The following is a 22,639-nucleotide window of genomic DNA, read 5'->3' as shown; positions in this document are numbered from 1 at the left end:
CCCCCCCCCGCCACTGCGGCGTCGGAGCGACACGACGGCGTCTGGACAACGCCGCAACGCCGCAATGCCGCAGCGGCACGAGACGAGACGAGACGAGACGCCGGCGTGTTCGGAGCCCCGCGCGCTAGAAGTCGATCAGGTTCTCGAAGGGGCGACCCTCGGCCAGCGCGGCGACCTGCTTGCGCATGAGCTCGATCGACCTCGGCACGCTCAGGTCGGTGTTGCCGCCGACGTGCGGCGTGAGCACGGTGTTCGGCGTCGTCCACAGCGGGTGTCCGTCGGGCAGGGGTTCCGGGTCGGTGACGTCGAGCGCCGCGAACAGCCGCTCCGACCGCAGCTCGGCGACCAGGGCATCGGTGTCGACGACCTTGCCGCGCGCCACGTTCACCACGAGGGCGCCGTCCGGCAGCGCCGCGAGCAGCTCCGCGTCGACCAGCCGTTCGGTCTCGGCGGTGAGCGGGGCGATGAGCACGAGCACGTCCGTCGTCAGGGCCAGGTCGGGCAGCTCGCCGAACGCGTGCACGTGCCGGCCGTCCTGGTCGCGGGCGGTCCGGGCGACCGCGGTCACCTCGGTGCGGAAGGCCTCGAACCGGGTGGCGATCGCGGACCCGATCGCCCCGTAGCCGACGACGGTCACCCGGCGGTCGGCGAGCGATCGGGTCTCGCGGGCGTCCCAGACGCCGTTCGCCCGGTCGACCTGGAACGCCGAGATCTCGCGGAGCGAGGTCAGCGCCAGGCCGACGGCGAGCTCGGCGGTCTCGTCGTCGTGGATGCCGCGACCGTTCGCCAGCTGCGCGTGCCCGGGCACGTGCGGGATCGCGTGCTCGTACCCGGCGCTCGGCAGCTGCAGCAGCTGGAGCTCGGGCAGGTCGTGCACGAACTGCCAGCGGTGCCGCCCCGCGAAGTAGAACGGCAGGAACGTGATCGCGACGTCGTCCGGGCGACCGTACGGCGACTCGACGTCCCAGACGTCCAGCTCGATGCCGTCCGGCACGGGGCCGAACCGGTCGACGAGTTCGGCGAACGGCAGGGTGACGATCGGCATCCGCGGACCGGGCCTAGGCGTCGGTGCGCGGCGAGAAGGCACCGTCGGAGTCGAGCGGCCCGCGGCCGACGTACCCCTCGGTGACGTCCTCGACGATCACGTCGCCGAAGCGGGCCGGCAGCGTCGCGGCGTGGGTGCCGCGCAGCTCGTCGACCGTGGCCTCGAACGCGCCCTGGACCTCGAGCGTGCTCGACGTCGCGTCGGTCACGCCGATGCGCAGCACCGGGAAGCCCCGGCCGGCGCACATGCCCTGGAACCGCACGTCGTCCTCACGCCGGACGGTCACGATGACGCGACCGGTCGACTCGGAGAACAGCGCCGTCGCGGTGTCGATGCCGTCACGGGTCTCGAGCTCGTCGAGGACCACGCGGGCACCGATGCCGAAGCGGAGCACGGACTCGGCGAGCGACTGGCCGAGGCCGCCGTCCGCCAGGTCGTGCGCGCTGGTGAGCAGCTGCTCACCGGACGCCGCGTACAGCAGCTCGGCGAGGGCCTTCTCGCGCTCGAGGTCGACCGCCGGCGGACGCCCGCCCAGGTGGCCGTGCACGGTGCCGGCCCACGCGGAGCCGTCGAGCTCCAGGCTCGTGGTGCCGAGCAGGTAGATGTTGTGGCCGTCGTCCTGCCATCCCGACGGCACGCGCTTGGCGACGTCGTCGATGATGCCGAGCACGCCGACGACGGGCGTCGGGTGGATCGGGGTCGAGCCGGTCTGGTTGTAGAACGACACGTTGCCGCCGGTGACCGGGATGCCGAGCTCCATGCAGCCGTCGGCCAGGCCCTCGACCGCCTCGGAGAACTGCCACATGACCTCGGGGTTCTCGGGGGAGCCGAAGTTCAGGCAGTCGGTGACGGCAGCGGGAACGGCACCGGTGACGGCGACGTTCCGGTACGCCTCGGCGAGGGCCAGACGGGCACCCTGCTTCGGGTCGAGCTGGCAGTAGCGGCCGTTGGCGTCGGTGGCGATCGCGACGCCGAGCCCGGTTTCCTCGTCGACGCGGATCATGCCGCCGTCGTCGGGGAAGGACAGCGCGGTGTTGCCGAGCACGTAGGTGTCGTACTGGTTCGTGACCCAGTTCTTCGACGCCAGGTTCGGCGAACCGAGCAGCTGCAGGAACTGTGCCCTGAGCGCGGGGCCGTCGGCCGGACGGTCGAGCGAGGCGGCCGTGTCGGCCTGCAGCGCGTCGATCCAGGTCGGGTAGGCGACCGGGCGGTCGTAGACCGGGCCGTCGACGGCGACGGTGCGCGGGTCGACGTTCACGATCTCCTGGCCCTGCCAGTCGATGACCAGGCGGCCGGTGCCGGTGACCTCGCCGAGCACGCTGGTCTCGACCTCCCACTTGCCGACGACGCTCAGGAAGTCGTCGAGCTTGTCGGGGCGGACGACCGCCATCATGCGTTCCTGGCTCTCCGACATCAGGATCTCTTCGGCGGTGAGCGTGGGGTCGCGGAGCAGGACGTCGTCGAGCGAGATGTGCATCCCGCCGTCACCGTTGCTCGCGAGCTCCGAGGTGGCGCAGGAGATGCCCGCCGCACCGAGGTCCTGGATGCCCTCGACCAGGTCCTTCTGGAACAGCTCGAGGCAGCACTCGATCAGGACCTTCTCGGCGAAGGGGTCGCCGACCTGCACGGCCGGACGCTTGGTCGGGCCGCCCTCGGTGAAGGTGTCGGACGCCAGGATCGACGCGCCGCCGATGCCGTCGCCGCCGGTGCGGGCCCCGAACAGGACGACCTTGTTGCCGGCACCGGAGGCGTTCGCCAGGTGCAGGTCCTCGTGGCGCAGGACGCCGACGGCCAGGGCGTTGACCAGCGGGTTGCCCTGGTACACCGGGTCGAAGTAGGTCTCGCCGCCGATGTTCGGCAGGCCGAGGCAGTTGCCGTAGAACGAGATGCCGCCGACGACCCCGTGCACGACGCGTGCGGTGTCCTCGTGGTCGATCGCGCCGAAGCGGAGCTGGTCCATCACGGCGACGGGGCGGGCGCCCATCGAGATGATGTCACGGACGATGCCGCCGACACCGGTGGCCGCACCCTGGTAGGGCTCGACGTAGGACGGGTGGTTGTGCGACTCGACCTTGAAGGTCACCGCCCAGCCGTTGCCCACGTCGACGACACCGGCGTTCTCGCCCATGCCGACCATCAGGTTCTTGGTCATCTCCGGCGTGACCTTCTTGCCGAACTGCCGCAGGTAGTTCTTCGAGGACTTGTAGGAGCAGTGCTCGCTCCACATCACCGAGTACATCGCCAGCTCGCCCGAGGTGGGGCGGCGGCCGAGGATCTCCTTGATGCGGGCGTACTCGTCCGGCTTCAGGCCCAGCGCGTCGTACGGCTGCTCCTTGTCGGGGGTTGCTGCCGCGTCCTGCACGGTGTCGGGCTTCGGGCGAACGTGTGTCGTCACGGTGTCGTTGTTCCCTGTCACTTGACGAGCGCGTGCTCGATCACGGAGGTGAAGAAGGTCAGGCCGTCGGTGCCCGAGGCCATCGCGGCGGGGGTGTCCGGGCCGAACCCGGCCTCGGTCGCGTGCTCGGGGTGCGGCATCAGGCCGACGACGTTGCCGCGCTCGTTCGAGACGCCGGCGATGTCGTCGATGGAGCCGTTCGGGTTCACGCCGAGGTAGCGGAACACGACCTGGCCGTTGTCCTCGATGCGCTTGATGGTGTCGGCGTCCGCGACGAAGCGGCCGTCGGCGTTCTTCAGCGGGATGGTGATCTCCTGCTGGGCGCTGAAGCCGGAGGTCCAGGCGGTCGCGGTGGTCTCGACGCGGAGCTTCTGGTCGCGACGGATGAACTGCTGGTGTGCGTTGCGGGTGTGTGCCCCGGGGACCAGACGGGCCTCGGCCAGCATCTGGAACCCGTTGCAGATGCCGAGCACGGGCATGCCCTTGCCGGCTGCGTCGATGACCTCGGCCATGATCGGGGCCTTCGCGGCGATCGCGCCGGCACGGAGGTAGTCGCCGTACGAGAACCCGCCGGGCAGCACGATCGCGTCGACACCCTGCAGGTCGTGGTCGCCGTGCCACAGGGCGACGGGGTCGGCGCCGGCGAGACGGACGGCGCGCTGGGCGTCGCGGTCGTCGAGCGAGCCCGGGAACGTGATGACGCCGATGCGCATCCGGGTCACTGGCCTTCCACGGTCACGGACACGACGTCCTCGATGACCGCGTTGGAGAAGACGTCGGCTGCGATGTCGCGGACCTCGGCGAGCTTGGCGTCGTCGACGGGGCCGTCGACGGTCACCTCGAAGCGCTTGCCGATGCGGACGTTGGTCAGGTCGGCCTTGCCGAGGCGGGCCAAGGCGTTGCCCACGGCCTTCCCCTGGGGGTCGAGGATCTCGGCCTTGGGCATGACCTCGACGACGATCGTTGGCACGTGTTCTCTCCAGCACTTCAGGGGTGGGGGGACGCGACCAGTCTACGGGGCGCACGCGACACGCCGGGACGGCCCCGGGCCTCCAGGCGGGCACTTCCTGTGCGGTTGCTCACGTCTGTTCCAACGCGTATATTCCAAGTCGAATAGTCAACAACGAACAAGCGGACTGGAGGCACGTGTGCCGTCGCTCACGCCACTCGCGTTCGCCGCTCTCGGGCTCCTGGCCGAGGGGCCGACGCATCCCTACGAGATGTTCCAGACGATGACGCACCGCCGGGACGGCCGGAACGTCAAGGTCCGGCCCGGAACCCTGTACCACCAGGTCGGCCGACTGGTGGAGCTCGGCCTCGCCGAGATCGTGGGGACCGACCGGGCGGGCAACCGTCCGGAACGCACCACCTACGCCATCACGGACGACGGGTGGACGGCCCTGCACGACGGGCTCGTCCGGCTGATCGCCGAACCGGCCGAGGAGTACCCCGTCTTCCACCTGGCCGTCGCCGAGATCGAGAACCTGTCGGTCGACGAGGCCGAGTCCGCGCTGCGGGCGCGGGTCACGGCACTCCGGGCCCAGCGCGACGAGGCGGACGAGATCCTCGGGATCGTCCGGGCGAAGGACCTGCCCGAGCGGTACTGGCTCGACGTGTCGTACGTGCGTGCGATGCTCACGACGCAGATCGAGTGGCTCGCCGCCACGGCCGACCGGATCGCCGCCGGCCACATCTCCTGGGACGCCCACGCCGCGTCCGCAGACACCACCACGAACAGCAAGGAAACCACTCGATGACCACCGTCACGCCTCCGCGGACGACCGAGAAGAAGCCGTGGCCTGCCCTGTGGGCACTCGTCGTCGGGTTCTTCATGATCCTCGTCGACTCGACCATCGTGTCGGTCGCCACCCCCACCATCGCCCAGGAGCTCGACGCGGACATCAACTCCGTGATCTGGGTGACGAGCGCCTACCTGCTCGCCTACGCCGTGCCGCTGCTCATCACCGGCCGGCTCGGTGACCGCTTCGGCCCGAAGGTCATGTACCAGATCGGCCTCGTGGTCTTCACGCTCGCCAGCCTGTGGTGCGGCCTGGCCGGCTCGATCGAGGTGCTGATCGTCGCCCGCGTCGTGCAGGGCCTCGGCGCCGCGATGATGAGCCCGCAGACCATGTCGGTCATCACCCGCATCTTCCCGCCGCAGAACCGCGGCGCGGCGATGGGCCTCTGGGGCGCCGTCGCCGGTGTCGCCTCGCTCGTCGGCCCGATCGTGGGCGGCCTGCTCGTCGACGGCTTCGGCTGGGAGTGGATCTTCTTCGTGAACGTCCCCGTCGGTGTCGTCGCGTTCGTGCTCGCGCAGCGCTTCGTGCCGTCGTTCGAGCGGCACGGGCACCGGTTCGACTACCTCGGCATCTTCCTGTCCGCAGCGGGCCTGTTCCTGCTCGTGTTCGGCATCCAGGAAGGCGAGACCTACGACTGGGGTGTCATCGCCGGTCCGATCTCGGTGTGGTCGCTCATCATCGTCGGTCTCGTGGTGCTCGCCGGCTTCGTGGTCTGGCAGGGCGTGCAGAAGGGCGAGCCGCTGCTGCCGCTCGGTCTGTTCAAGGACCGCAACTTCACGCTGGCCAACGTCGCCATCACGGCCGTCGGTGTCGCGATCGCCTCGTTCGCGCTGCCGATCATGCTGTGGGCGCAGGACGTCCTGCGCTTCTCGCCGACCCAGGCCGCACTGCTTCTCGTGCCGCAGGCCGTGCTGTCCGCCGCGCTCGCGCCGGTCGTCGGCAAGAACCTCAACCGCTGGAACCCGCGCTGGGTCGCCGCGTTCGGGCTCGCCTGCTTCTCGGTCGGCCTGTTCTGGTTCGGTGCCCTGCTGACGAGCGGCGCCGAGTGGGGCTGGGTGCTCCTGCCGAGCGCGCTCCTCGGGCTCGCCAACGCCTGCATGTGGGGGCCGCTGTCCGTCTCGGCGACGCGCAACCTGCCGCCGAAGCTGGCCGGTGCCGGCTCGGGCGTCTACAACACCACGCGGCAGATCGGTGCGGTGCTCGGTTCTGCCGGCATCGCCGCCCTGATGGAGGCCCGGATCACCGCGAACTTCCCGGCGTCGTCCGGTGGGGCCACGGCCGGTGGCGCGGAGCAGCAGGTCGGCGGTCTGCCGGGCTTCCTGCTCGAGCCGTTCTCCACGGCCATGGGTGAGTCGCTCTACCTGCCGGCGATCGTGCTCGTCGTGGCCATCGTCGCGGCGCTGTTCCTGGCGAAGCCGAAGCAGACCGTCGCCTGGCAGCAGACCGGTTCGGTCACCACGCAGCCCGACGCCGAGCCCGCGGGGGCCCCGGCGAAGTAGGGCACGAGCGCTTCGGCGCCCAACGAGTGAGCAGAAGAAGTCGAGTCACCTCCGGGTACTCGACTTCTTCTGCTCACTCGTGTCGGGGACGCACCCCCGCCCGTCAGCTGCGGCGCTGCAGGTGCGCCCGGGTGAGCTCGTCCATCTGTTCGTCGGTCAGAGCATCGACGTCCCGGGCCTCGCGGCGGTCGGTCCGCTGCCACCGGATGAACAGCGCGACGAGCACGGGGATGTCCGCCACTTCGGCGATGAACCACAGCAGGTCGCCCGCCAGGTGCTGGTCCTGCAGCGGCGACGGGTACCAGGCCCGCCCGACCACGGGAACGAGGGACCCGTCGAGCACGTGGTTCGTGATCCGCAGCACGATTCCTGGCACCGCGTCGACGACGAGCTCGACGAACGCCAGCAGGAACTCGGCCGTGGCGAACGTCGACGAGACGAGCACACCGACCTCGGACAGCGGGGCGAGCAGGCCGAACCCGAGCGCCGGCACGGTCACGGTGATGACGGCGGCCCAGACGGGGGACTCCCGGATCACGCTCGAGAACGGGGTGAGCAGGACGGCGAACAGCGCCAGCGCGACCAGCGGGGCGACGATCGCGTTGCCGAGCAGACGCACCGGACGTGACCCCATGACGGCGTCGGCGGCCTGCGCCAGGCGAGCCGGGCCTCCGATCCGGAGCAGTGCGACGGGCGCACCGAGCGCGGCGAAGGTGGGGACCGCGAAGAACAGCAGGGCGGCGCGCAGGACGAACGCCCAGCGCAACCGCTCGTCGTCGACGCCGACGATGCCGAACTGCAGGACGCCGAACAGCACGAGCGCCGTGACGAAGGCGAGCGTGCGCCACCACGGCCACCGGGCACCTCGTCGGACCGCTCCGACGACCCAGCGGCCGTAGGCGAGCGCGGCGACGACGAGGAGCACCGCCGCCAGGGGGTCGAACCGCCAGGTGCTCCAGAACTCGGGTGTCGACGGCGTGGGGAGCCTCCTGGGGATCAGGCGGACTCGTCCGTCGTTCCGCCGGAGCCATCCTCCGTCCGCCCGGGGTGCGCCGGGGGTCCGGCGTGCCCCCGGGACGGTGAGAACCGGTTCAGATCCGGGCGACCCCGCGTGCCGGGACGGTCCGCGACAGCAGCCAGACGCCCACCGGAACGGCCACGGCTCCGACGAGCGCGACACCGAACGACAGGTGCAGCTGCATCACGAGGAACGCCGGGCCGATGGTGCAGAGGGCCGCGACGGCGACGACCGGCCAGGCCGGACGGTCCGCCGACGGCAGCAGGCGGGGGAGCGGCCGGTCGAACCAGCGCAGGGCACGTGCCACCCCGAGGGCGACGGCGAGCACCACGACCAGCGCGACGATCCGGGACGCCCACCACGGGCCGGAGCCCGGCGCCGGGAACGGCACCCCGACGAGCAGGGCGATGCCGTTCAGCGCGATGAACAGCGGCAGGTGCCACAGGTAGATCGTCATGCCGTCGCGGCCGAGCACGAACACGGCCCCGAGCGCGGCACGGGTGCGCATCAGCCGGGTGAGCGGCGCGTGCACGAGCTGGACCAGGCACGCCTGCGCGATCGCCAGGAACGCCAGCGGCAGCATCGGCGGGTTCAGGTCCTGCAGCATGTCCGGCGCCCACAGCCCGACCGAGGTCATCGGCACGAGCACGGCGTAGGCGGCGACCGCGATGGCCAGCAGGAGCACCTTCGACCGGCGCGCGAACCACCCGTCGGCCCAGAGGAACCCGAGCTGCTGCGCGAAGAGCCACACCGGTCCCAGGTTGAGCAGCCCGACCTCGGCGACCCCGGTGGCCAGGCGGACGGCGTCGACCACTGCGGCGAGCACGAGCAGCACGGCGAGGGTGGCCCAGGGTGCTCGCTCGTGCAGGCGCATCATCACGGGGACGCAGCACTGGGTGATGCCGTAGGCGGCCAGGAACCAGAGCGGCGACCCGATGCCGAACGCGACCTCGGCCAGCAGCTCCGGCGGCGTGCCCGCGGCCGTCGCGACCCCGAGCCCGAGCGCGAGGAACACGAAGAGCGGCACCGCGGGCCGGAACAGCCGCACCAGGCGGGTGGCCAGGTAGTCGCGGGCGGGGCTCGGCGCACCACGGGCGACGGTGCTGCGCCAGCCGACGGCGCTCGCGAACCCGCCGACCACGAAGAACAGCGGCATCACCTGCCCGACCCAGGTGGCGGCGACGTACCAGGGGAGTTCCTGCAGCGGGCTCGTCACCCGCACCCCCTGGGCATCGGCGGCGACGCCGACCATCGTGACGTGCACGATGACGACGAGGACGACGCAGGCCGTCCGGATGAGGTCGACGACCAGGTCCCGCTTCGCGATGATCCCCCGGACGTCCGCACTGCTGTTCGCCTGTTCAGGCAGACCTTGGCTCGTGGACATGTCCGGACGTTAGCGTGCGGAACGGTCGGTCCAGTGTCGTTCCAGCTGATCGCGACCGGATCGTGACACTTCGTATTCCGGTAGCGGCATGCGTCACCTCGCTGGCCAGCAGCAACAGCTCGTGTACAGTGGACGTGTTGTCTTGATTCCTGCAAAAGAAAGGCTCAGCATGGATGCCGACGCCGATCTGCTCCGCACGTCGGGGCTCCGGGTCACGACCCCGCGCCTCGCCGTGCTCCGCGCGACGGACTCGATGCCGCACGCCACCGCGGATGACATCGTCGTCGCGCTCGCCGCCGAGCTGCCGACCACCAGTCACCAGGCCGTCTACGGGGTGCTGAACGCCCTGACCGGCGTCGGGCTCGTCCGCCGCATCGAACCGGCAGGCAGCCCCGCGCGCTACGAGCGCCGGACCGGTGACAACCACCACCACATCGTCTGCACCCTGTGCGGCGCGATCGAGGACGTCGACTGCGCGGTCGGCCACTCGCCCTGCCTGACACCGTCCGAGACCCACGGCTTCGCGGTCACCACCGCCGAGGTCACCTACTGGGGCATCTGCGACCGCTGCGCAGCGGCAGAGCGCGACGACGCAGACGCCCCCACGCCCGCCTGACGGCGACCGCCCCACCGCACCGGCGCCACGACGCGCCGGACCCCGAGCCACCCGAGCACCCCTGACCGAACCAAGTCCCACCCCAGGAGGAACCGTGTCCGACCAGAACACGCCGACCGGCACCCCGACCACCACGACCAACAGCGGCGCACCCGTCTCGAGCGACGAGCACTCGATGGGCGTCGGGGCCGACGGCCCCCTCGCGCTGCACGACCACTACCTGGTCGAGAAGCTCGCCCAGTTCAACCGTGAGCGCATCCCGGAGCGTGTCGTGCACGCCAAGGGCGGCGGCGCCTTCGGCACCTTCACCGTCACGCAGGACGTCTCGCGCTTCACCCGCGCCGCGTTCCTGCAGCCCGGGCAGACCACCGAGATGCTCGCCCGGTTCTCGAGCGTCGCCGGTGAGCAGGGCTCGCCCGACACCTGGCGCGACCCCCGCGGCTTCGCGCTGAAGTTCTACACGTCCGAGGGCAACTACGACCTCGTCGGCAACAACACCCCGGTGTTCTTCATCCGCGACGGCATCAAGTTCCCGGACTTCATCCGTTCGCAGAAGCGTCTGCCCGGCTCGCACCTGCGCGACCACGACATGCAGTGGGACTTCTGGACCCTGTCACCCGAGTCGGCGCACCAGGTCACGTGGCTGATGGGCGACCGCGGTCTGCCGGCGAGCTGGCGTGAGATGGACGGCTTCGGCTCGCACACCTACCAGTGGATCAACGCCGACGGCGAGCGCTTCTGGGTGAAGTACCACTTCATCACCGAGCAGGGCCACAAGACCCTGACGCAGGAGGACGCCGACCGCATCGCCGGTGAGGACGCGGACTTCCACATCCGCGACCTGCACGCCGCGATCGAGCGTCAGGACTTCCCGCGCTGGACCCTCAAGGTGCAGGTCATGCCCTACGAGGACGCCGCGACCTACCGCTTCAACCCGTTCGACCTGACGAAGGTGTGGCCGCACGCGGACTACCCGCTCATCGAGGTCGGCACGATGGAGCTCAACCGCAACCCGGAGAACTACTTCGCGCAGATCGAGCAGGCGACCTTCGCCCCCTCGAACTTCGTGCCCGGCATCGCGGCGAGCCCCGACAAGATGCTCCTCGCGCGCATCTTCAGCTACGCGGACGCCCACCGCTACCGCGTCGGCACGAACCACGCCCAGCTGCCCGTGAACGCCCCGAAGAACGAGGTCCACTCGTACTCGAAGGACGGCGGCATGCGCTTCGACTTCCAGAAGTCCGAGGTGCCGGTGTACGCGCCGAACTCCCTCGGTGGTGCGCACGCCGACCCGACCGCGACCGACGACGCCCCGGGCTGGGAGTCCGACGGCGCGCTGCAGCGTTCCGCCGCGACCCTGCACCCGGAGGACGACGACTTCGGTCAGGCCGGCACGCTCGTCCGCGAGGTCCTGGACGACGCCGCCCGTGAGCGCCTGGTCGGCAACATCGCCGGTCACGTCTCGAAGGTGACGCGCGACGATCTGCGCGAGCGCGTGTTCGCCTACTGGACGAACGTCGACGCCGACCTGGGTGCGCGCGTGCGCGCCGCGGTCGCGCCGAGCGCGCCCGGCTCGAACGAGAACCCCGAGAAGGTCGCGGTCGAGGCGTAAGCCCAGGCCGCAACGAGCGGACGGGAGGCCCGGTACCAGCTGGTACCGGGCCTCCCGTCCGTCGGTCGTTGCGGCTAGACCTGCTGGCCGTTCAGCCAGATCGGGCCCGTCGGCCAGTCCTCGAGCTGCGCTGCCACCGGCAGCGCCATCCAGCCGCCCTGTTCGGTGTTGCTGACGCCGGCGCCCTCGGCGGTGAACGCCGAGAAGGTGCCGACGGCCTCGGGGAACTCGTGCCAGCCGAGCTTCGCGTAGAAGGGGATCCGGTCCTCGCCGGCCCCGAGGAACCCGTACGGCACCTGCAGCCCGTCGAGGACCGCGTGGGTCCGGGTCATGAGCTCCCGGCCGACGCCGGTGCCCTGCAGCCGGGGTGACACGGCGACCAGGCCGGTGTCGCCGACCAGGACGTCCTGCCCGCCGACGGTGACGAACATGCGGCGGATGCCGACGTGGGCCAGGACGACCCCGTCGGCGTCGTGCGCGAGCACGCGGCGTTCCGGCTGCATGCCGGACCAGCTCCGGCCGCCCACGTACCAGTGCGACCAGTCGGGGAAGGCCTGCCCGAGCAGCGTCGCGATCGCTTCGTGGTCGGGGAGCGACAGCGTGCTCTCCTCGACCACCTCCCACCGGATGTCGTCAGTCACGGGTCCATCCTGCCGGTCCGGCGGCCGGTGTGGGGAGGTTTCGCGCTGGGCGACACCTCGCGGGTCCGGGCGGGCGTGGGGTGTCGGTCAGCGCGGAGTGTCGCGACACATCAGCCGCGACCGGGCGTCGTCACCTCGATGCGGTTCGCCCAGGGGTCGTCGAACGCCACGGTCCGGCCGTCGTCGGCGAGTTCCACGCCGCCGTGCCGCATGCGATCGGTCAGCGCGCCGAGGTCGTCGACGGCGGGGACCTCGATGCGGACGAGTCCCAGCCCGAGGGCCTGCTGTCGTCGCCCGGCGCCGCGGGAGTTCCAGGTGTTCATCGCCATGTGGTGGTGGTAGCCGCCGGCGCTGACGAACAGCGCCTCGCCGAACCCCGCGGTGGTCTCGAAGCCGAGCGTGTCGACGTAGAACGAGCGCGCGATGCCGACGTCGCCGACGGACAGGTGCACGTGGCCGACCTTGCCCGGGCGTGCCGCGGCGGTGTCCAGGGCGTCCTCGGTCAGGTGGGACCGCAGGAACGCGTTCGGGTCGACGTACTTCGTGTCCATGTCGATCACGCCGTGCGTCCACGACCACTCGGTGCGGTCGCGGTCCCAGTACAGCTCGACGCCGTTGCCCTCGGGGTCGGTGAAGTAGAACGCGTTGCTCACCAGGTGGTCGGCGCTGCCGGTGAAGGATGCCGGGTACTGCGTGGCGACCGAGTACAGCGCGGCGGCCAGGTCGGCCCGGGTGTCGAACAGGATCGCCGTGTGGAACAGTCCGGCCTCGCGCGGACCGGCGTGCTGCATCGCGGGGGCGTGCTCGAGGATCACGATCGGCGTCCTGCCGCGACCCAGCACGGCGACGCCGCCGTCGTGGGAGAGCAGCGACAGCCGGACGCCGTCGCGGTAGTACCGGATCATCGCGTCCAGGTCCGCGACGCGGAGTGTGACGGCGCCCATCCCGGTGTCGGCGGCGAGGAGTTCGTGCGTTTGCATGCACCAAGTGTGCGCCCATTTGGTTGACGCGTCAACCAATTCGATGACGCGTCAACCAATCCGGTGCGTCAAGCGCTGTTCGAGATCCCGCCGTCCGACTTCAGCAGCTGGCCGTTCACCCACGCGCCCTGCTCCGAGCAGAGGAACCCGACGAGCGCCGCGGTGTCCGACGGGCGTCCGAGCCGGCCGAGCGGCGTGCCCTCGACGGCCCACCCCTTGACCTCGTCGGACATCCAGCCGGTGTCGTTCGGCCCGGGGTTCACCACGTTGGCGCTGACCCCGAGGCTGCCGAGCTCCTTCGCTGCACCGAACACGATCCGGTCGAGCGCCCCCTTCGACGCCCCGTACGGCAGGTTGTACGCGATGTGGTCGCTCGTCAGTGCGACGATCCGGCGTCGGTCGCGCGGGGCGGCGTCACCGGCGCGCTCGAGCCCGGCCGCGTAGGCCTGCACGAGCAGGAACGGTGCGCGCGCGTTCACGGCGAAGTGGCGGTCCCACGACTCGACGGTCGTGGTGCGGAAGTCGGAGTCGACGGACTCGCAGTGCGACATGACGAGGGCGGAGACGGGGGCGCCGGCTTCCGTCTCGGCGCGGCCGACGAGTGCGGCCGCCTGCTCCGGGTCCTCCAGGTCGACCGGGAGGCGCGTCACCCGTGCTCCCGCCGCCTCGCACTCCTGCACCACCGACTCGACCCCGTCCGGGTCCGCCCCGCCGCTCACGCGGTCGTCGTAGGGCCCCCACCACGAGATGGCGAGGTCCCATCCGTCTGTTGCCAGTCGGGTCGCGAGTGCCGCGCCGATGCCGGCTCTGCGGCCCACGCCGGTCACCAGGGCGAGTGGTCGTGCGGACGTCATCCGTGCCTCCTGTCCGGCGCTCCGTCGCGCCGATCGGCACCCAGTCTGCCGGAACCGGCCACCCGTGTGGCCATCGCATCCGGTGTCCTGTCGGCGGACGGCCGACCGCGGGGGCCAAGATGGACGGATGCCACGCACACGACGGCCCTCGCGACCGGGGCGCGGACCCCGCGGCGGTCGCCCGGACCCCCACGACCTGCCACTCGAGCACGTGCGCGACCGGATGTCGTCCTACATCTACGGCAACATCACGGTGCTCGCCGTCGCGATCGCGGTGAGCCCGGAGCAGATCCACCACGGCGCCGCGGTGGCGACCGTGCTGGCGACCGCGGTGCTGACGTACCTGGCGCACGTGCTCGCGCACCTGGTCGCGCACGGCCTGGGCGACGACGGTGCAGGATCAGCCGCCGAGCGTGCCGCCCGCCGCGAGTCCGTCGCGACGATCGTCCGGAACGCCAACCCGATCGCGACCTCCGGGCTGATCCCGGCGGTCCTCTACGCGGCGGCCTGGATCGGCTGGCTGCCGGCCGAGTGGGCGCAGATCGCGGCGACCGTGATCCTGGTCGTGCGCATCGGTCTGGTGGGGGTGTTCATGCAGCGGTTCAGCGGGAAGCAGCCGACGTTCCTCGGGCTGTGGGGCGGGATCGTGCTCGCCGCGGTGGCGTTCGTGATCGGCCTCGTCAAGGTGGTGTTGACGCATTGAGTGACGCGCACCCCGACGCCGGACCCGCCGCCGAGACCGACCCGAAGCGCGGCGGTCTGCGGTTCCTGCGCGACCTCGTCATCATCGTCGTCGTGGCGCTCCTGGCGTCCTTCCTGGTCAAGGCCTACCTGGTCCGCGCGTTCTCCATCCCCTCCGGCTCGATGCAGAACACGCTGCTCATCGGGGACCGGGTGCTCGTCAACGAGCTCGTGCCCGGGGTCGTCCCGCTGCAGCGCGGTGACGTCGTGGTGTTCCACGACCCGGGCGGCTGGCTCGGCATGGGCCAGGGCGACGACCTGATCAAGCGGGTCATCGGCCTGCCGGGTGACACGGTGTCGTGCTGTGACACCCGGGGCCGCCTGTCGGTGAACGGGCACGCGGTCGACGAGCCCTACGTCGTGCTCGAACGCGGGTCGAACCGCGTCGTCGGCAAGGACTTCGAGGTCACCGTGCCGAAGGGGCGCATCTGGGTGATGGGCGACAACCGGTACGACTCCGCCGACTCGCGGGTGCACGGCACCGTGCCGGTCGACGACGTCGTGGGGCGCGCCTTCGTGACGACGTGGCCGATCTCGCGGTGGTCGGTGCTGTCCCGGTACGGCGACGAGTGGGACCGGGTCCCGTCGCCGTGACCACGGACGACCAGGGATTCGGGTACGAGACCGGCGGCGACGACGACCTGTCGATCCACCGGATCGCGACCCCCGGCAAGCGGTCCGGCACGATCGGTCCGCGCCCCGACCACGTCGTGTTCTGGCTCGCCGACGGCCGGGCCAGCCTGACCGCGGACGACGGCGAGCACTGGGAGGTCGGGGCGGAGCGGCCGATGATGCTCTCGGCATCGTCTGCGTACGGCTTCGAGACCGACGCGACCGCCACGACGCTGCTGCACCTGTCGCCGTCGCTGCTCGGTGACACGGGGGAGCCCTGGGTGTTCCGGCAGCCGGACGCGGCCGACCCCGCGCTCGAACCACTGCGGGCACTGCTGCGCGAGGTCTCCGGGCGCATCCTCGACCCCGCCCTGCCCGCCGACGACCGTGCGGCCCTGAACCGACGGATCGCGACCGTCGTCCTGTCGACCTTCACCCGGTCACGATCGGACGTCGCGGACCGGATGCGGCGGGCGATCGGCTTCGTCCACGACCACGCCGACCAGGTGCTGACCGTGGCGGACGTCGCGGCAGCCTGCGACCTGAGCGAGCGCGGGCTGCAGGACCTGTTCCGCCGTCGGCTCGGCGTCACCCCCATGGAGTACCTGCGCGAGGTCCGACTCGACCGGGTGCACCTGGAGCTGGGGCGCCCGGGTGCCCGCGCGCTGCTCGTCAGCGAGGTCGCGCGGCGGTGGCGGTTCCGTCACCTGGGTCGGTTCGCGGCGTACTACCGGGATCGCTTCGGGGAGCAGCCGCACCAGACCATCGAACGGGGCGCCCTGGGCACGGGTCGACCGACGCGGTGATCCCGGATCGGGGCCGGCTCGGCCCGGTTCGGTCCGGTTCGTCCGTTGACCGAACCCGCGGAGCCTGGCCCTCCCGTACTTTGCGGATTCCGGCTATCCTGCCCGCAGTTGCCGCGCCGGGCGTGACGGCGCCCGGACCGTGCGTCCTGGTCGCCACGGTGCGCGTGTGACGCGACCACGGCCTGGAGGCGCGGTGTGCGCCCGACGCGCACCGCGCCTCCAGACAGTCCCGGTTCCACCCCAGGAGGCGACGTGACCACGGACCGCACCACCGACGCACCCCGCGGCGGCGCCCTGGCGCCGCTCGCGATACCGGTCTTCCGCGCCCTGTGGATCGCGGTGCTGGTGAGCAACATCGGCAGCTGGATGCAGACCGTCGGGGCGCAGTGGCTGCTCGTCGACGAGCACGCCGCACCCGTCGTCGTCGCCCTCGTGCAGACCGCATCGAGCCTGCCGGTGCTGCTCGTCGGGATCCCCGCCGGGGTGATCGGCGAGTTCGTCGACCGGCGACGCCTGCTCATCGGCGTGCAGGCGTTCCAGGTGGTCGTCGGCGTCGTGATGACCGTGCTGACCGCGACCGGCGACATGACCCCGGCGCTCCTGCTCACCGTGACGTTCCTGCTCGGCACGGCCTCGGCGCTCCAGCTGCCCGCGTACCAGGCACTCGTACCCGAGATCGTGCCACGTGCCGCCATCACCGACGCCGCCGCGCTGAGTTCCGTCGGGGTCAACGTCGCCCGTGCGATCGGACCGGCGCTCGCCGGCGTGGTGATCGCGCAGCTCGGCGTGCCGTTCGTGTTCGCCGCCAACGCGCTGTCGTTCGCGCTCTTCCTGGTGGTGCTCGTCGCCTGGCGCGGCTACCAGCGGCCCGAGACCCGGGCCGAACCGTTCATCGACGCGACCCGCGCCGGCCTGCGGTACGTCCTGCACGCGGCGGTCGTCCGCCGGTTGCTGGTGCAGCTCGCGGTCTTCATGGTGCCCGCGAACGCGCTGTGGGCACTCCTGCCGCTCGTCGCCGACGGGTCGCTCGGGCTGTCGTCCGGCGGGTACGGCCTGCTGCTCGCCGCCGTCGGCACCGGTTCGGTCGGTGGGGCGTTCGTGATGCCCGCGGTCCGCGCACGGCTCGGGATCGGCCGCACGGTCGGCACCGCCTCGGTCGTGTTCGGGGTCTGCACCACGGTCGTCGCGCTCGTCCCGGTGCTGGCGGTCGTGCTCGTCGCGCTCCTGGTCGGCGGGGTGGCGTGGATCGCCGTGGTGACGACGCTGAACGGCACGGTGCAGGCGTTCCTGCCCGCGTGGGTGCGGACCCGAGGGCTCGCCGCCTACCAGCTGGTGCTCTTCGGCTGCACGGCGATCGGGGCGGCGCTCGCCGGTGCCGTCGCCACACCCCTCGGGGTGACGGGCGTGCTCGCCGGGGCCGGAGTCCTCACCGCGCTCAGTGCCGCCCTGCTGCTCGTGTCCGGGTTCCCGGTGCTCACCGATCGACAGCGGGCCGTGACGCCGATGCCGTTCGGCGACCAGGTGTTCGTGCCGGACGACCACGGCGCTGCAACGGGGGAGACCCTCGTGCTGCTGCACTGGACGGTCCCGGCGGGCGCGGTCGACGAGTTCCGGGCGCGGGCCGAACGGCTCGGGCGGAGCCGACGCCGGACCGGCGCCCGTGACTGGAACCTGTACCGGGACCGGGCGACCGGGCCGGACGCCTGGGTCGAGGCGTTCCGAGTGGGGTCGTGGCAGGAGCACGTCGACCAGCACGAGGTCCGGCAGACCGGTGACGACGCCCGGACCCTGCGGGCCGTGCACGAGATCGCGGGTGAACCGCGGGTGGAGCACCTGGTGGCGGAGGGGGCCAGTGGGCCGTCGTCGGGGTGACGGGCGGGTTCAGCAGCCCGTCGTCGTCAGGGTGACCGTCGCCACCGTGCCGTTGGAGACCTTGGTCGTCTGGGGGCAGAGGTCGCCGGCGCGGACGGTGACCTGGCCGAGCGGCACACCTGCGAAGTCGGCCGTCCCGCCCGGGAACACCCGCTGGTGCTCGGAGAGCTTGCCGGTCGAGGCGAACACCTTGACCTCGTAGGGGCGGTCGGCGGCGTTCGACGAGACCGTGACCGACACCTGGCCGGTGGAGTCGTGGGCGCCGCAGCCGGCGAGGGCCAGGAGCGCGGCCACGCCGAGGACGGTTGCGGGGACGACTCGGAGCACGACGACCAGCGTACGCCGATGCTCGCTCGCTCCAGTGCGCTCCGCCCACGCTCCTGCGCCCTCCGGACTGGGGCCAGGCGCTGTCCGTTCGGCGCGTTACCGTGGACGCATGCAGCCGGAAACCGCGATGTCCGTGCCCGCGCCGACCGGGGCCGATGCGGTCCGGCGAGCGGCCCTGATCGCGGCGCTCGACGTGGTCGACGGCGGCGTCGAGGAACGGTTCGAACGGATCACCCGGATCGCACGCGAGGCCCTCGGGGTCTCCGGCTCGTTCCTCAACCTGGCCGGCGAGAACACCCTGACGATCAAGTCGCAGCAGAGCGACGCGGTCTTCGGCCCCGTCATCCCGCTGCAGGACACGTTCTGCGGCCGGACCCTGGGCGAGCAGGGCCCCGTGGTCGTCGCCGATGCCCGACTGGACGACCGGTACGCCGACCTGCCGATGGTGCTCGGCGACCCGAACGTCCGGTTCTACGCCGGCGTCGGACTCCGCGCCCCCGACGACGACCTGAAGATCGGCACCCTCTGCCTGATCGACCCCGAGCCGCGCACCCTGGACCCCGACGAGCTCGAACTGCTGCAGGAACTCGGCATCTGGGCGGAGCGTGAACTGCTCGCCGGTGCGGACGAGGACCGACTGCGCACCGTGCTCAACGGTCTGCAGCCGGCCGAGGTGCAGGTCCCCGGGTACCGGATCACGGGGGTGTCGATCCCGCACGGCCTCGTCTCCGGCGACTTCCACGACTGGCACCGCTCCGGCGAGGACTCGATCCACCTCACCGTGTCGGACGTCATGGGCAAGGGGATGTCCGCCGGGCTCCTCGCGGCGAACATCCGCGGTGGGCTGCTCGCCCGCGGCGACCAGGACCCGTGCGTCGCGCTCGCCGAACTCGAGGTGCAGGTCGCGCCCGAACTCAGCCGCGCAGAGTCCTTCGCGACGATGTTCCACGGGCGGCTGACCCCGTCCACCGGGCGACTCGACTTCGCCGATGCCGGGCACGGGCTCGTGCTGCAGCTCCGCGACGACGGTGCCGAGCGGATCCTGCGGTCGTCGGACCTGCCGATCGGGTTGCACCCCACCGGGATGCCCCGCGCGGCCGGGTCGCTCGTGCTCCGGCCGGGTGAGGTGCTCATCGTCGTGACCGACGGCGCGCTCGAGCTCTGGGACTCGACGCTCGCGGCGCTGTCCGAACTCGGGTCGCTGTACCGGGAGTCCGCGGACGTCGAGACGTTCCTGCAGCGGGTGCGAGCCCGCGTCGTCGAGCACGACCCGGGCGACGACCTGACCGTCGTCGTGGTGGCGCGCGACGCCGTGGAGGCCTGAGCGGTCTCGAACCGTCGGTTGGCTCGTCGGCCGGTCGCGCGGCGTGTGGTCGCGACACGTCGCGTGCGTGCCGCCGAGTGGTCGCGAACTGTCGGTTGGCGGGGCGTCGGGCGACGGTTCGTGACCGTTCGCCAGACCTGAGCGGGGTGTCGTGACCGCCGGTCGGCCGGGCGCCAGGCATCAGGCGGCGCGGGGCGGGTGGTCGCGACACGTCGTGTGCGTGCTGCCGAGTGGTCGCGAACTGTCGGCTGGCGGGGCGTCGGGCGACGGTTCGTGACCGTTCGCCGGACGTGAGCGGGGTGTCGTGACCGAACCCGGGCGCCAGCCGGGTGCGACGTCAGGCCCCGAGACGCTCGATCAGCTCGGCGTAGCGCGCAGCCGTGCGCTCGACGATCTCGTCGGGGAGCACCGGCGGCGTGCCCTGGCGGTCCCAGTTGGCGCTGAGCCAGTCCCGCACGATCTGCTTGTCGAACGAATCGGTGCGGTCGGCGGACCTGGCGTCCCAGTAGCGGCTGGAGTCGCTCGTCAGGACCTCGTCCGCGATGCGGATCCGACCGGTGGCGTCCTGCCCGAACTCGAACTTGGTGTCCGCGATGACGACGTCGCGGTCCAGCGCGATGGCCGCGGCCTCGGTGTAGACGTGCAGCGAGAGCTCGCGCAGGGTCGCCGCGGTCTCGGCACCGACCAGGTCGACGGTCTGCTCGTACGAGATGTTCTCGTCGTGCTCGCCCTGGGCCGCCTTGTACGCCGGCGTGTAGATCGGCTCCGGCAGGCGGTCGCCGTTCGACAGCCCGGCGGGGAGCGCGACGCCACAGACGCTGCCGCTCTCCTGGTACTCGGCCCAGCCGCTGCCGACCAGGTACCCGCGCACCACGCACTCGACGGGGAACATCGTGAGCGGCATGACGTGCATCGACCGTGCCTCGACGTCGGCGGGCACCGGCGTGCCACCGGAGGACGGGCCGATGATGTGGTTCGGGACGTCGCTGAGCTGGGTGAACCAGAAGCGCGACAGACGGGTCAGCAGCTCGCCCTTGCCGGGGATCGGCGGCTCGAGCGCGAAGTCGTACGCGCTGACCCGGTCCGAGGCGACGAGCAGCAGCTCGGATGCGCTCGACAGGTCGGCGGTGCCCTCGGGCACGTAGAGCTCGCGGACCTTGCCGGACGAGACGTGCCGCCAGCCGGCGATCGGCGCGGGGGCGGTCACCGGGCGACCTTCGCGGCGATGTCGGTGCGGAACTGCGCGCCGTCGAGCGTGATGTCGCCGAGCCCGGCGTAGGCACGCTCGCGGGCCTGGGCGAAGTCGGACCCCGTCGCGACCACGCTGAGCACCCGGCCCCCTGTGGCGATGAGCGTGTCGTCGAGGACGCCGGTGGCAGCGTGCGCGACGGAGACGCCGTCACGGGCGTTCGCATCGTCGATGCCGGTGATCGGTCGGCCGGTCTGCGGGTTCTCCGGGTAGCCCTCGCTCGCCAGGACGACGGTCACGGCGACGTCGTCCCGGAACACGGGAGCGGGGACGGCGCCGAGCTGCCCGGTGGCTGCGGCGAGCAGGAGTTCGCTGAGCGGGGTCGCCAGGCGGGGGAGCACGACCTGCGTCTCCGGGTCGCCGAACCGTGCGTTGAACTCGATCACGCGGACACCCTGCTCGGTGACGATGAGGCCGCAATACAGGAGCCCGACGAACGGCGTGCCCTCGTGCTCGAGCCGGCGGACCGTCGGCAGGGCCACGAGCTCGGTGACCTCGTCGACGAAGGCCTGCTCGGACGGCCAGCGGTCGGCGAGCCAGGGCAGCGGCGAGTACGCGCCCATGCCGCCGGTGTTCGGGCCGAGGTCGCCGTCGGCCAGGCGCTTGTAGTCCTGCGCGGGGCTGAGCGCACGGACGTCGTGGCCGTCGCTCAGGAAGAACAAGGAGACCTCTTCGCCGTCGAGGAACTCCTCGACCACGACGTGGCCGTGCTGGAGCCAGTAGGTGGCGTGGTCGATCGCGGCCTGGCGGTCGTCGGTGACGAGCACGCCCTTGCCGGCGGCGAGCCCGTCGGCCTTGACCACGTACGGTGCGCCGAGCTCGTCGATGGCGCCGACGGCTTCGTCCACCGTGCCGGCGTAGACCGGACGCCCGGTGGGCACACCGGCCTCGCCCATGATCCGTTTGGCGAACGCCTTGGAGCCCTCGAGCTGGGCCGCGGCCTTGCCCGGGCCGAACACCGGGATGCCGCGGGTGCGCACCGGGTCGGCCACGCCGGCGATGAGCGGGGCCTCGGGGCCCACGACGACGAGCTCGACGTCGTTCTCGATCGCGTACTCGGCGACGAGCGCACCGTTGGTGGGGTCGAGGGAGACGGTCTCGACGTCGGCCGCGATGCCGGCGTTGCCGGGCGCTGCCGTGATGACGTGACCGGCATGCTCAGCGAGCAGGGCCGTGATGATCGCGTGCTCGCGGGCACCGGAACCGAGGACGAGGATTCGCACCCGATCACCCTACCCAGCCCGACTCACCGCCCGCGATGCGGGGGCTAGCCTGTGGAGATGCCACCCAGGAGGATCGAGGACGCCGACGGCCGCGCGGCACTGGCTGCGGTGCGCGGTGGGGAGACGGCTCGACCCGCCGTGGCGACCGCGGTGCGGTGGACCTTGCAGTGCTTGGCGGACGAGGTCCCGGGGAACAGCGTCGAGGTGCGGGTACCGCCGTTCGCTGCGATCCAGGCAGTCCCCGGCCCCCGGCACACCCGTGGCACGCCGCCGAACGTGGTCGAGACCGACGCCACCACGTGGCTGGCACTCGCGTCCGGCGAGCTGACCTGGGCAGAAGCGGTCGCGCAGTCACGCGTCAGCGCATCGGGATCACGCGCCGACCTGACGGCGTTCCTGCCGGTCCGGCTGCCCGCTCCCGGCGCCTGACACCGCTCGGACCCGGCATCGGCGGCGACGCCCGATCCGGCATCGGCGACGGACACCCGACCCGGGCGTCCGTGACGCCGCGCGGAGTCCGGCGCGAATTAGGTAGTGCCTACCGATGCGCCCGCATCGATCGCGTTCCTAAGCTTGAAGTCGCCGGGATTCGGACCCGACCCGAACGGGTCCGAACCCGGCGACAGGGACAAAGGTACG

Annotated in this window: 22 protein-coding genes; 10 read left to right on the top strand and 12 right to left on the bottom strand. The window is 71.7% G+C overall.

From position 1 onward, the window contains the following. Positions 1-124 precede the first annotated feature (124 nt). Genes ITJ50_RS09080 through purS form a run of 4 tightly spaced genes read right to left on the bottom strand, consistent with a single transcriptional unit; the run spans position 125 to position 4,410 of the window. On the bottom strand, positions 125-1,045 hold the full coding sequence (locus tag ITJ50_RS09080) for a 2-hydroxyacid dehydrogenase (RefSeq protein WP_017886275.1): 921 nt from the start codon (positions 1,043-1,045) through the stop codon (positions 125-127). 13 nt (positions 1,046-1,058) lie between these two features. Further along, positions 1,059-3,440: a phosphoribosylformylglycinamidine synthase subunit PurL gene (gene purL, locus ITJ50_RS09075; protein WP_236559540.1), complete on the bottom strand. Its 2,382-nt coding sequence runs from the start codon at positions 3,438-3,440 to the stop codon at positions 1,059-1,061. A 17-nt stretch (positions 3,441-3,457) separates the two neighbouring features. Further along, the gene (purQ, locus tag ITJ50_RS09070; RefSeq protein ID WP_031259320.1) at positions 3,458-4,153 is read right to left on the bottom strand and encodes a phosphoribosylformylglycinamidine synthase subunit PurQ; all 696 of its coding nucleotides are present in this window, start codon (positions 4,151-4,153) and stop codon (positions 3,458-3,460) included. A 5-nt stretch (positions 4,154-4,158) separates the two neighbouring features. After that, positions 4,159-4,410 (bottom strand): phosphoribosylformylglycinamidine synthase subunit PurS, encoded by a 252-nt coding sequence (gene purS, locus ITJ50_RS09065; protein WP_017886272.1) that lies wholly within the window; start codon positions 4,408-4,410, stop codon positions 4,159-4,161. A gap of 178 nt (positions 4,411-4,588) precedes the next feature. Between purS and ITJ50_RS09060 the strand changes: the two genes are divergently transcribed. Together ITJ50_RS09060 and ITJ50_RS09055 are read left to right on the top strand one after the other, a co-directional pair. Then, positions 4,589-5,197 carry a PadR family transcriptional regulator gene (locus tag ITJ50_RS09060; protein WP_017886271.1) on the top strand — a complete coding sequence of 203 codons (609 nt, stop codon included), beginning with the start codon at positions 4,589-4,591 and terminating at the stop codon, positions 5,195-5,197. Next, a complete protein-coding gene (locus tag ITJ50_RS09055) occupies positions 5,194-6,738 on the top strand; it encodes a DHA2 family efflux MFS transporter permease subunit (protein WP_194590341.1) in 1,545 nt (514 codons plus the stop codon). The genes ITJ50_RS09060 and ITJ50_RS09055 overlap by 4 nt, the downstream gene beginning before the upstream one ends. Before the next feature lie 103 nt (positions 6,739-6,841). Here ITJ50_RS09055 and ITJ50_RS09050 read toward each other — a convergent pair whose 3' ends face one another. Both ITJ50_RS09050 and ITJ50_RS09045 read right to left on the bottom strand, forming a co-directional pair. After that, positions 6,842-7,663, bottom strand: a complete 822-nt coding sequence (locus ITJ50_RS09050) for a cytochrome c oxidase assembly protein (RefSeq protein ID WP_017886269.1) — start codon at positions 7,661-7,663, stop codon at positions 6,842-6,844. Between the two features lie 166 nt (positions 7,664-7,829). Beyond that, entirely contained in the window at positions 7,830-9,143 is a 1,314-nt protein-coding gene (locus ITJ50_RS09045; protein ID WP_017886268.1) for an acyltransferase family protein, read from the bottom strand. 169 nt (positions 9,144-9,312) lie between these two features. On the opposite strand from ITJ50_RS09045, the gene ITJ50_RS09040 reads away from it, so the two are divergent. Both ITJ50_RS09040 and ITJ50_RS09035 read left to right on the top strand, forming a co-directional pair. Then, positions 9,313-9,759 carry a Fur family transcriptional regulator gene (locus ITJ50_RS09040; protein WP_017886267.1) on the top strand — a complete coding sequence of 149 codons (447 nt, stop codon included), beginning with the start codon at positions 9,313-9,315 and terminating at the stop codon, positions 9,757-9,759. A 94-nt stretch (positions 9,760-9,853) separates the two neighbouring features. Then, complete coding sequence (locus ITJ50_RS09035; RefSeq protein WP_042539102.1) at positions 9,854-11,371, top strand: catalase; 1,518 nt, start codon at positions 9,854-9,856, stop codon at positions 11,369-11,371. A gap of 74 nt (positions 11,372-11,445) precedes the next feature. Here ITJ50_RS09035 and ITJ50_RS09030 read toward each other — a convergent pair whose 3' ends face one another. The 3 genes from ITJ50_RS09030 to ITJ50_RS09020 all read right to left on the bottom strand — a co-directional run bounded on the left by ITJ50_RS09030 (position 11,446) and on the right by ITJ50_RS09020 (position 13,846). Further along, positions 11,446-12,012, bottom strand: coding sequence for a GNAT family N-acetyltransferase (locus ITJ50_RS09030; protein WP_194590340.1), 567 nt, complete (start codon positions 12,010-12,012; stop codon positions 11,446-11,448). Between the two features lie 110 nt (positions 12,013-12,122). Then, complete coding sequence (locus ITJ50_RS09025; RefSeq protein ID WP_194590339.1) at positions 12,123-12,992, bottom strand: VOC family protein; 870 nt, start codon at positions 12,990-12,992, stop codon at positions 12,123-12,125. A 68-nt stretch (positions 12,993-13,060) separates the two neighbouring features. Then, the gene (locus ITJ50_RS09020; RefSeq protein ID WP_042539098.1) at positions 13,061-13,846 is read right to left on the bottom strand and encodes an SDR family oxidoreductase; all 786 of its coding nucleotides are present in this window, start codon (positions 13,844-13,846) and stop codon (positions 13,061-13,063) included. A gap of 127 nt (positions 13,847-13,973) precedes the next feature. Between ITJ50_RS09020 and ITJ50_RS09015 the strand changes: the two genes are divergently transcribed. The 4 genes from ITJ50_RS09015 to ITJ50_RS09000 all read left to right on the top strand — a co-directional run bounded on the left by ITJ50_RS09015 (position 13,974) and on the right by ITJ50_RS09000 (position 17,877). Continuing rightward, positions 13,974-14,549 carry a hypothetical protein gene (locus tag ITJ50_RS09015; protein ID WP_194590338.1) on the top strand — a complete coding sequence of 192 codons (576 nt, stop codon included), beginning with the start codon at positions 13,974-13,976 and terminating at the stop codon, positions 14,547-14,549. Next, a complete protein-coding gene (lepB, locus tag ITJ50_RS09010; protein ID WP_194590337.1) occupies positions 14,546-15,181 on the top strand; it encodes a signal peptidase I in 636 nt (211 codons plus the stop codon). Before ITJ50_RS09015 ends, lepB begins: the two co-directional genes overlap by 4 nt. Continuing rightward, entirely contained in the window at positions 15,178-16,005 is an 828-nt protein-coding gene (locus tag ITJ50_RS17860; protein ID WP_140448321.1) for a helix-turn-helix transcriptional regulator, read from the top strand. The genes lepB and ITJ50_RS17860 overlap by 4 nt, the downstream gene beginning before the upstream one ends. Before the next feature lie 252 nt (positions 16,006-16,257). Then, entirely contained in the window at positions 16,258-17,877 is a 1,620-nt protein-coding gene (locus ITJ50_RS09000; protein WP_052481793.1) for an MFS transporter, read from the top strand. A 9-nt stretch (positions 17,878-17,886) separates the two neighbouring features. Here ITJ50_RS09000 and ITJ50_RS08995 read toward each other — a convergent pair whose 3' ends face one another. Then, complete coding sequence (locus ITJ50_RS08995; protein ID WP_017886258.1) at positions 17,887-18,204, bottom strand: hypothetical protein; 318 nt, start codon at positions 18,202-18,204, stop codon at positions 17,887-17,889. Positions 18,205-18,313: 109 nt separating this feature from the next. Between ITJ50_RS08995 and ITJ50_RS08990 the strand changes: the two genes are divergently transcribed. Beyond that, positions 18,314-19,528, top strand: a complete 1,215-nt coding sequence (locus ITJ50_RS08990) for a PP2C family protein-serine/threonine phosphatase (protein ID WP_194590336.1) — start codon at positions 18,314-18,316, stop codon at positions 19,526-19,528. 337 nt (positions 19,529-19,865) lie between these two features. On the opposite strand, the gene ITJ50_RS08985 is transcribed toward ITJ50_RS08990, so the two are convergent. Both ITJ50_RS08985 and purD read right to left on the bottom strand, forming a co-directional pair. Next, positions 19,866-20,735 (bottom strand): phosphoribosylaminoimidazolesuccinocarboxamide synthase, encoded by an 870-nt coding sequence (locus ITJ50_RS08985; RefSeq protein WP_017886256.1) that lies wholly within the window; start codon positions 20,733-20,735, stop codon positions 19,866-19,868. After that, positions 20,732-22,000 carry a phosphoribosylamine--glycine ligase gene (gene purD / locus ITJ50_RS08980; RefSeq protein ID WP_017886255.1) on the bottom strand — a complete coding sequence of 423 codons (1,269 nt, stop codon included), beginning with the start codon at positions 21,998-22,000 and terminating at the stop codon, positions 20,732-20,734. Before purD ends, ITJ50_RS08985 begins: the two co-directional genes overlap by 4 nt. Positions 22,001-22,057: 57 nt before the next feature. Here purD and ITJ50_RS08975 point away from each other — a divergent pair, with 57 nt between their 5' ends. After that, positions 22,058-22,429 (top strand): sterol carrier family protein, encoded by a 372-nt coding sequence (locus ITJ50_RS08975; RefSeq protein WP_031259311.1) that lies wholly within the window; start codon positions 22,058-22,060, stop codon positions 22,427-22,429. The last annotated feature ends 210 nt before the right edge of the window (positions 22,430-22,639 follow it).

The sequence above is a fragment of the Curtobacterium sp. VKM Ac-2889 genome (assembly GCF_015350855.1).
GTDB lineage: Bacteria > Actinomycetota > Actinomycetes > Actinomycetales > Microbacteriaceae > Curtobacterium > Curtobacterium poinsettiae.
This window is presented reverse-complemented; position numbering and strand designations above follow the sequence as displayed.

Bases quoted from the DNA above. Each gene is read 5' to 3' on its own strand.
- ITJ50_RS09080 (WP_017886275.1), bottom strand. From the start codon at position 1,045: ATGCCGATCGTCACCCTGCCGTTCGCCGAACTCGTCGACCGGTTCGGC.
- purQ (WP_031259320.1), bottom strand. From the start codon at position 4,153: ATGCGCATCGGCGTCATCACGTTCCCGGGCTCGCTCGACGACCGCGAC.
- ITJ50_RS09055 (WP_194590341.1), top strand. From the start codon at position 5,194: ATGACCACCGTCACGCCTCCGCGGACGACCGAGAAGAAGCCGTGGCCT.
- ITJ50_RS09045 (WP_017886268.1), bottom strand. From the start codon at position 9,143: ATGTCCACGAGCCAAGGTCTGCCTGAACAGGCGAACAGCAGTGCGGAC.
- ITJ50_RS09040 (WP_017886267.1), top strand. From the start codon at position 9,313: ATGGATGCCGACGCCGATCTGCTCCGCACGTCGGGGCTCCGGGTCACG.
- ITJ50_RS09025 (WP_194590339.1), bottom strand. From the start codon at position 12,992: ATGCAAACGCACGAACTCCTCGCCGCCGACACCGGGATGGGCGCCGTC.
- ITJ50_RS09020 (WP_042539098.1), bottom strand. From the start codon at position 13,846: ATGACGTCCGCACGACCACTCGCCCTGGTGACCGGCGTGGGCCGCAGA.
- ITJ50_RS09015 (WP_194590338.1), top strand. From the start codon at position 13,974: ATGCCACGCACACGACGGCCCTCGCGACCGGGGCGCGGACCCCGCGGC.
- ITJ50_RS08990 (WP_194590336.1), top strand. From the start codon at position 18,314: ATGCAGCCGGAAACCGCGATGTCCGTGCCCGCGCCGACCGGGGCCGAT.
- ITJ50_RS08975 (WP_031259311.1), top strand. From the start codon at position 22,058: ATGCCACCCAGGAGGATCGAGGACGCCGACGGCCGCGCGGCACTGGCT.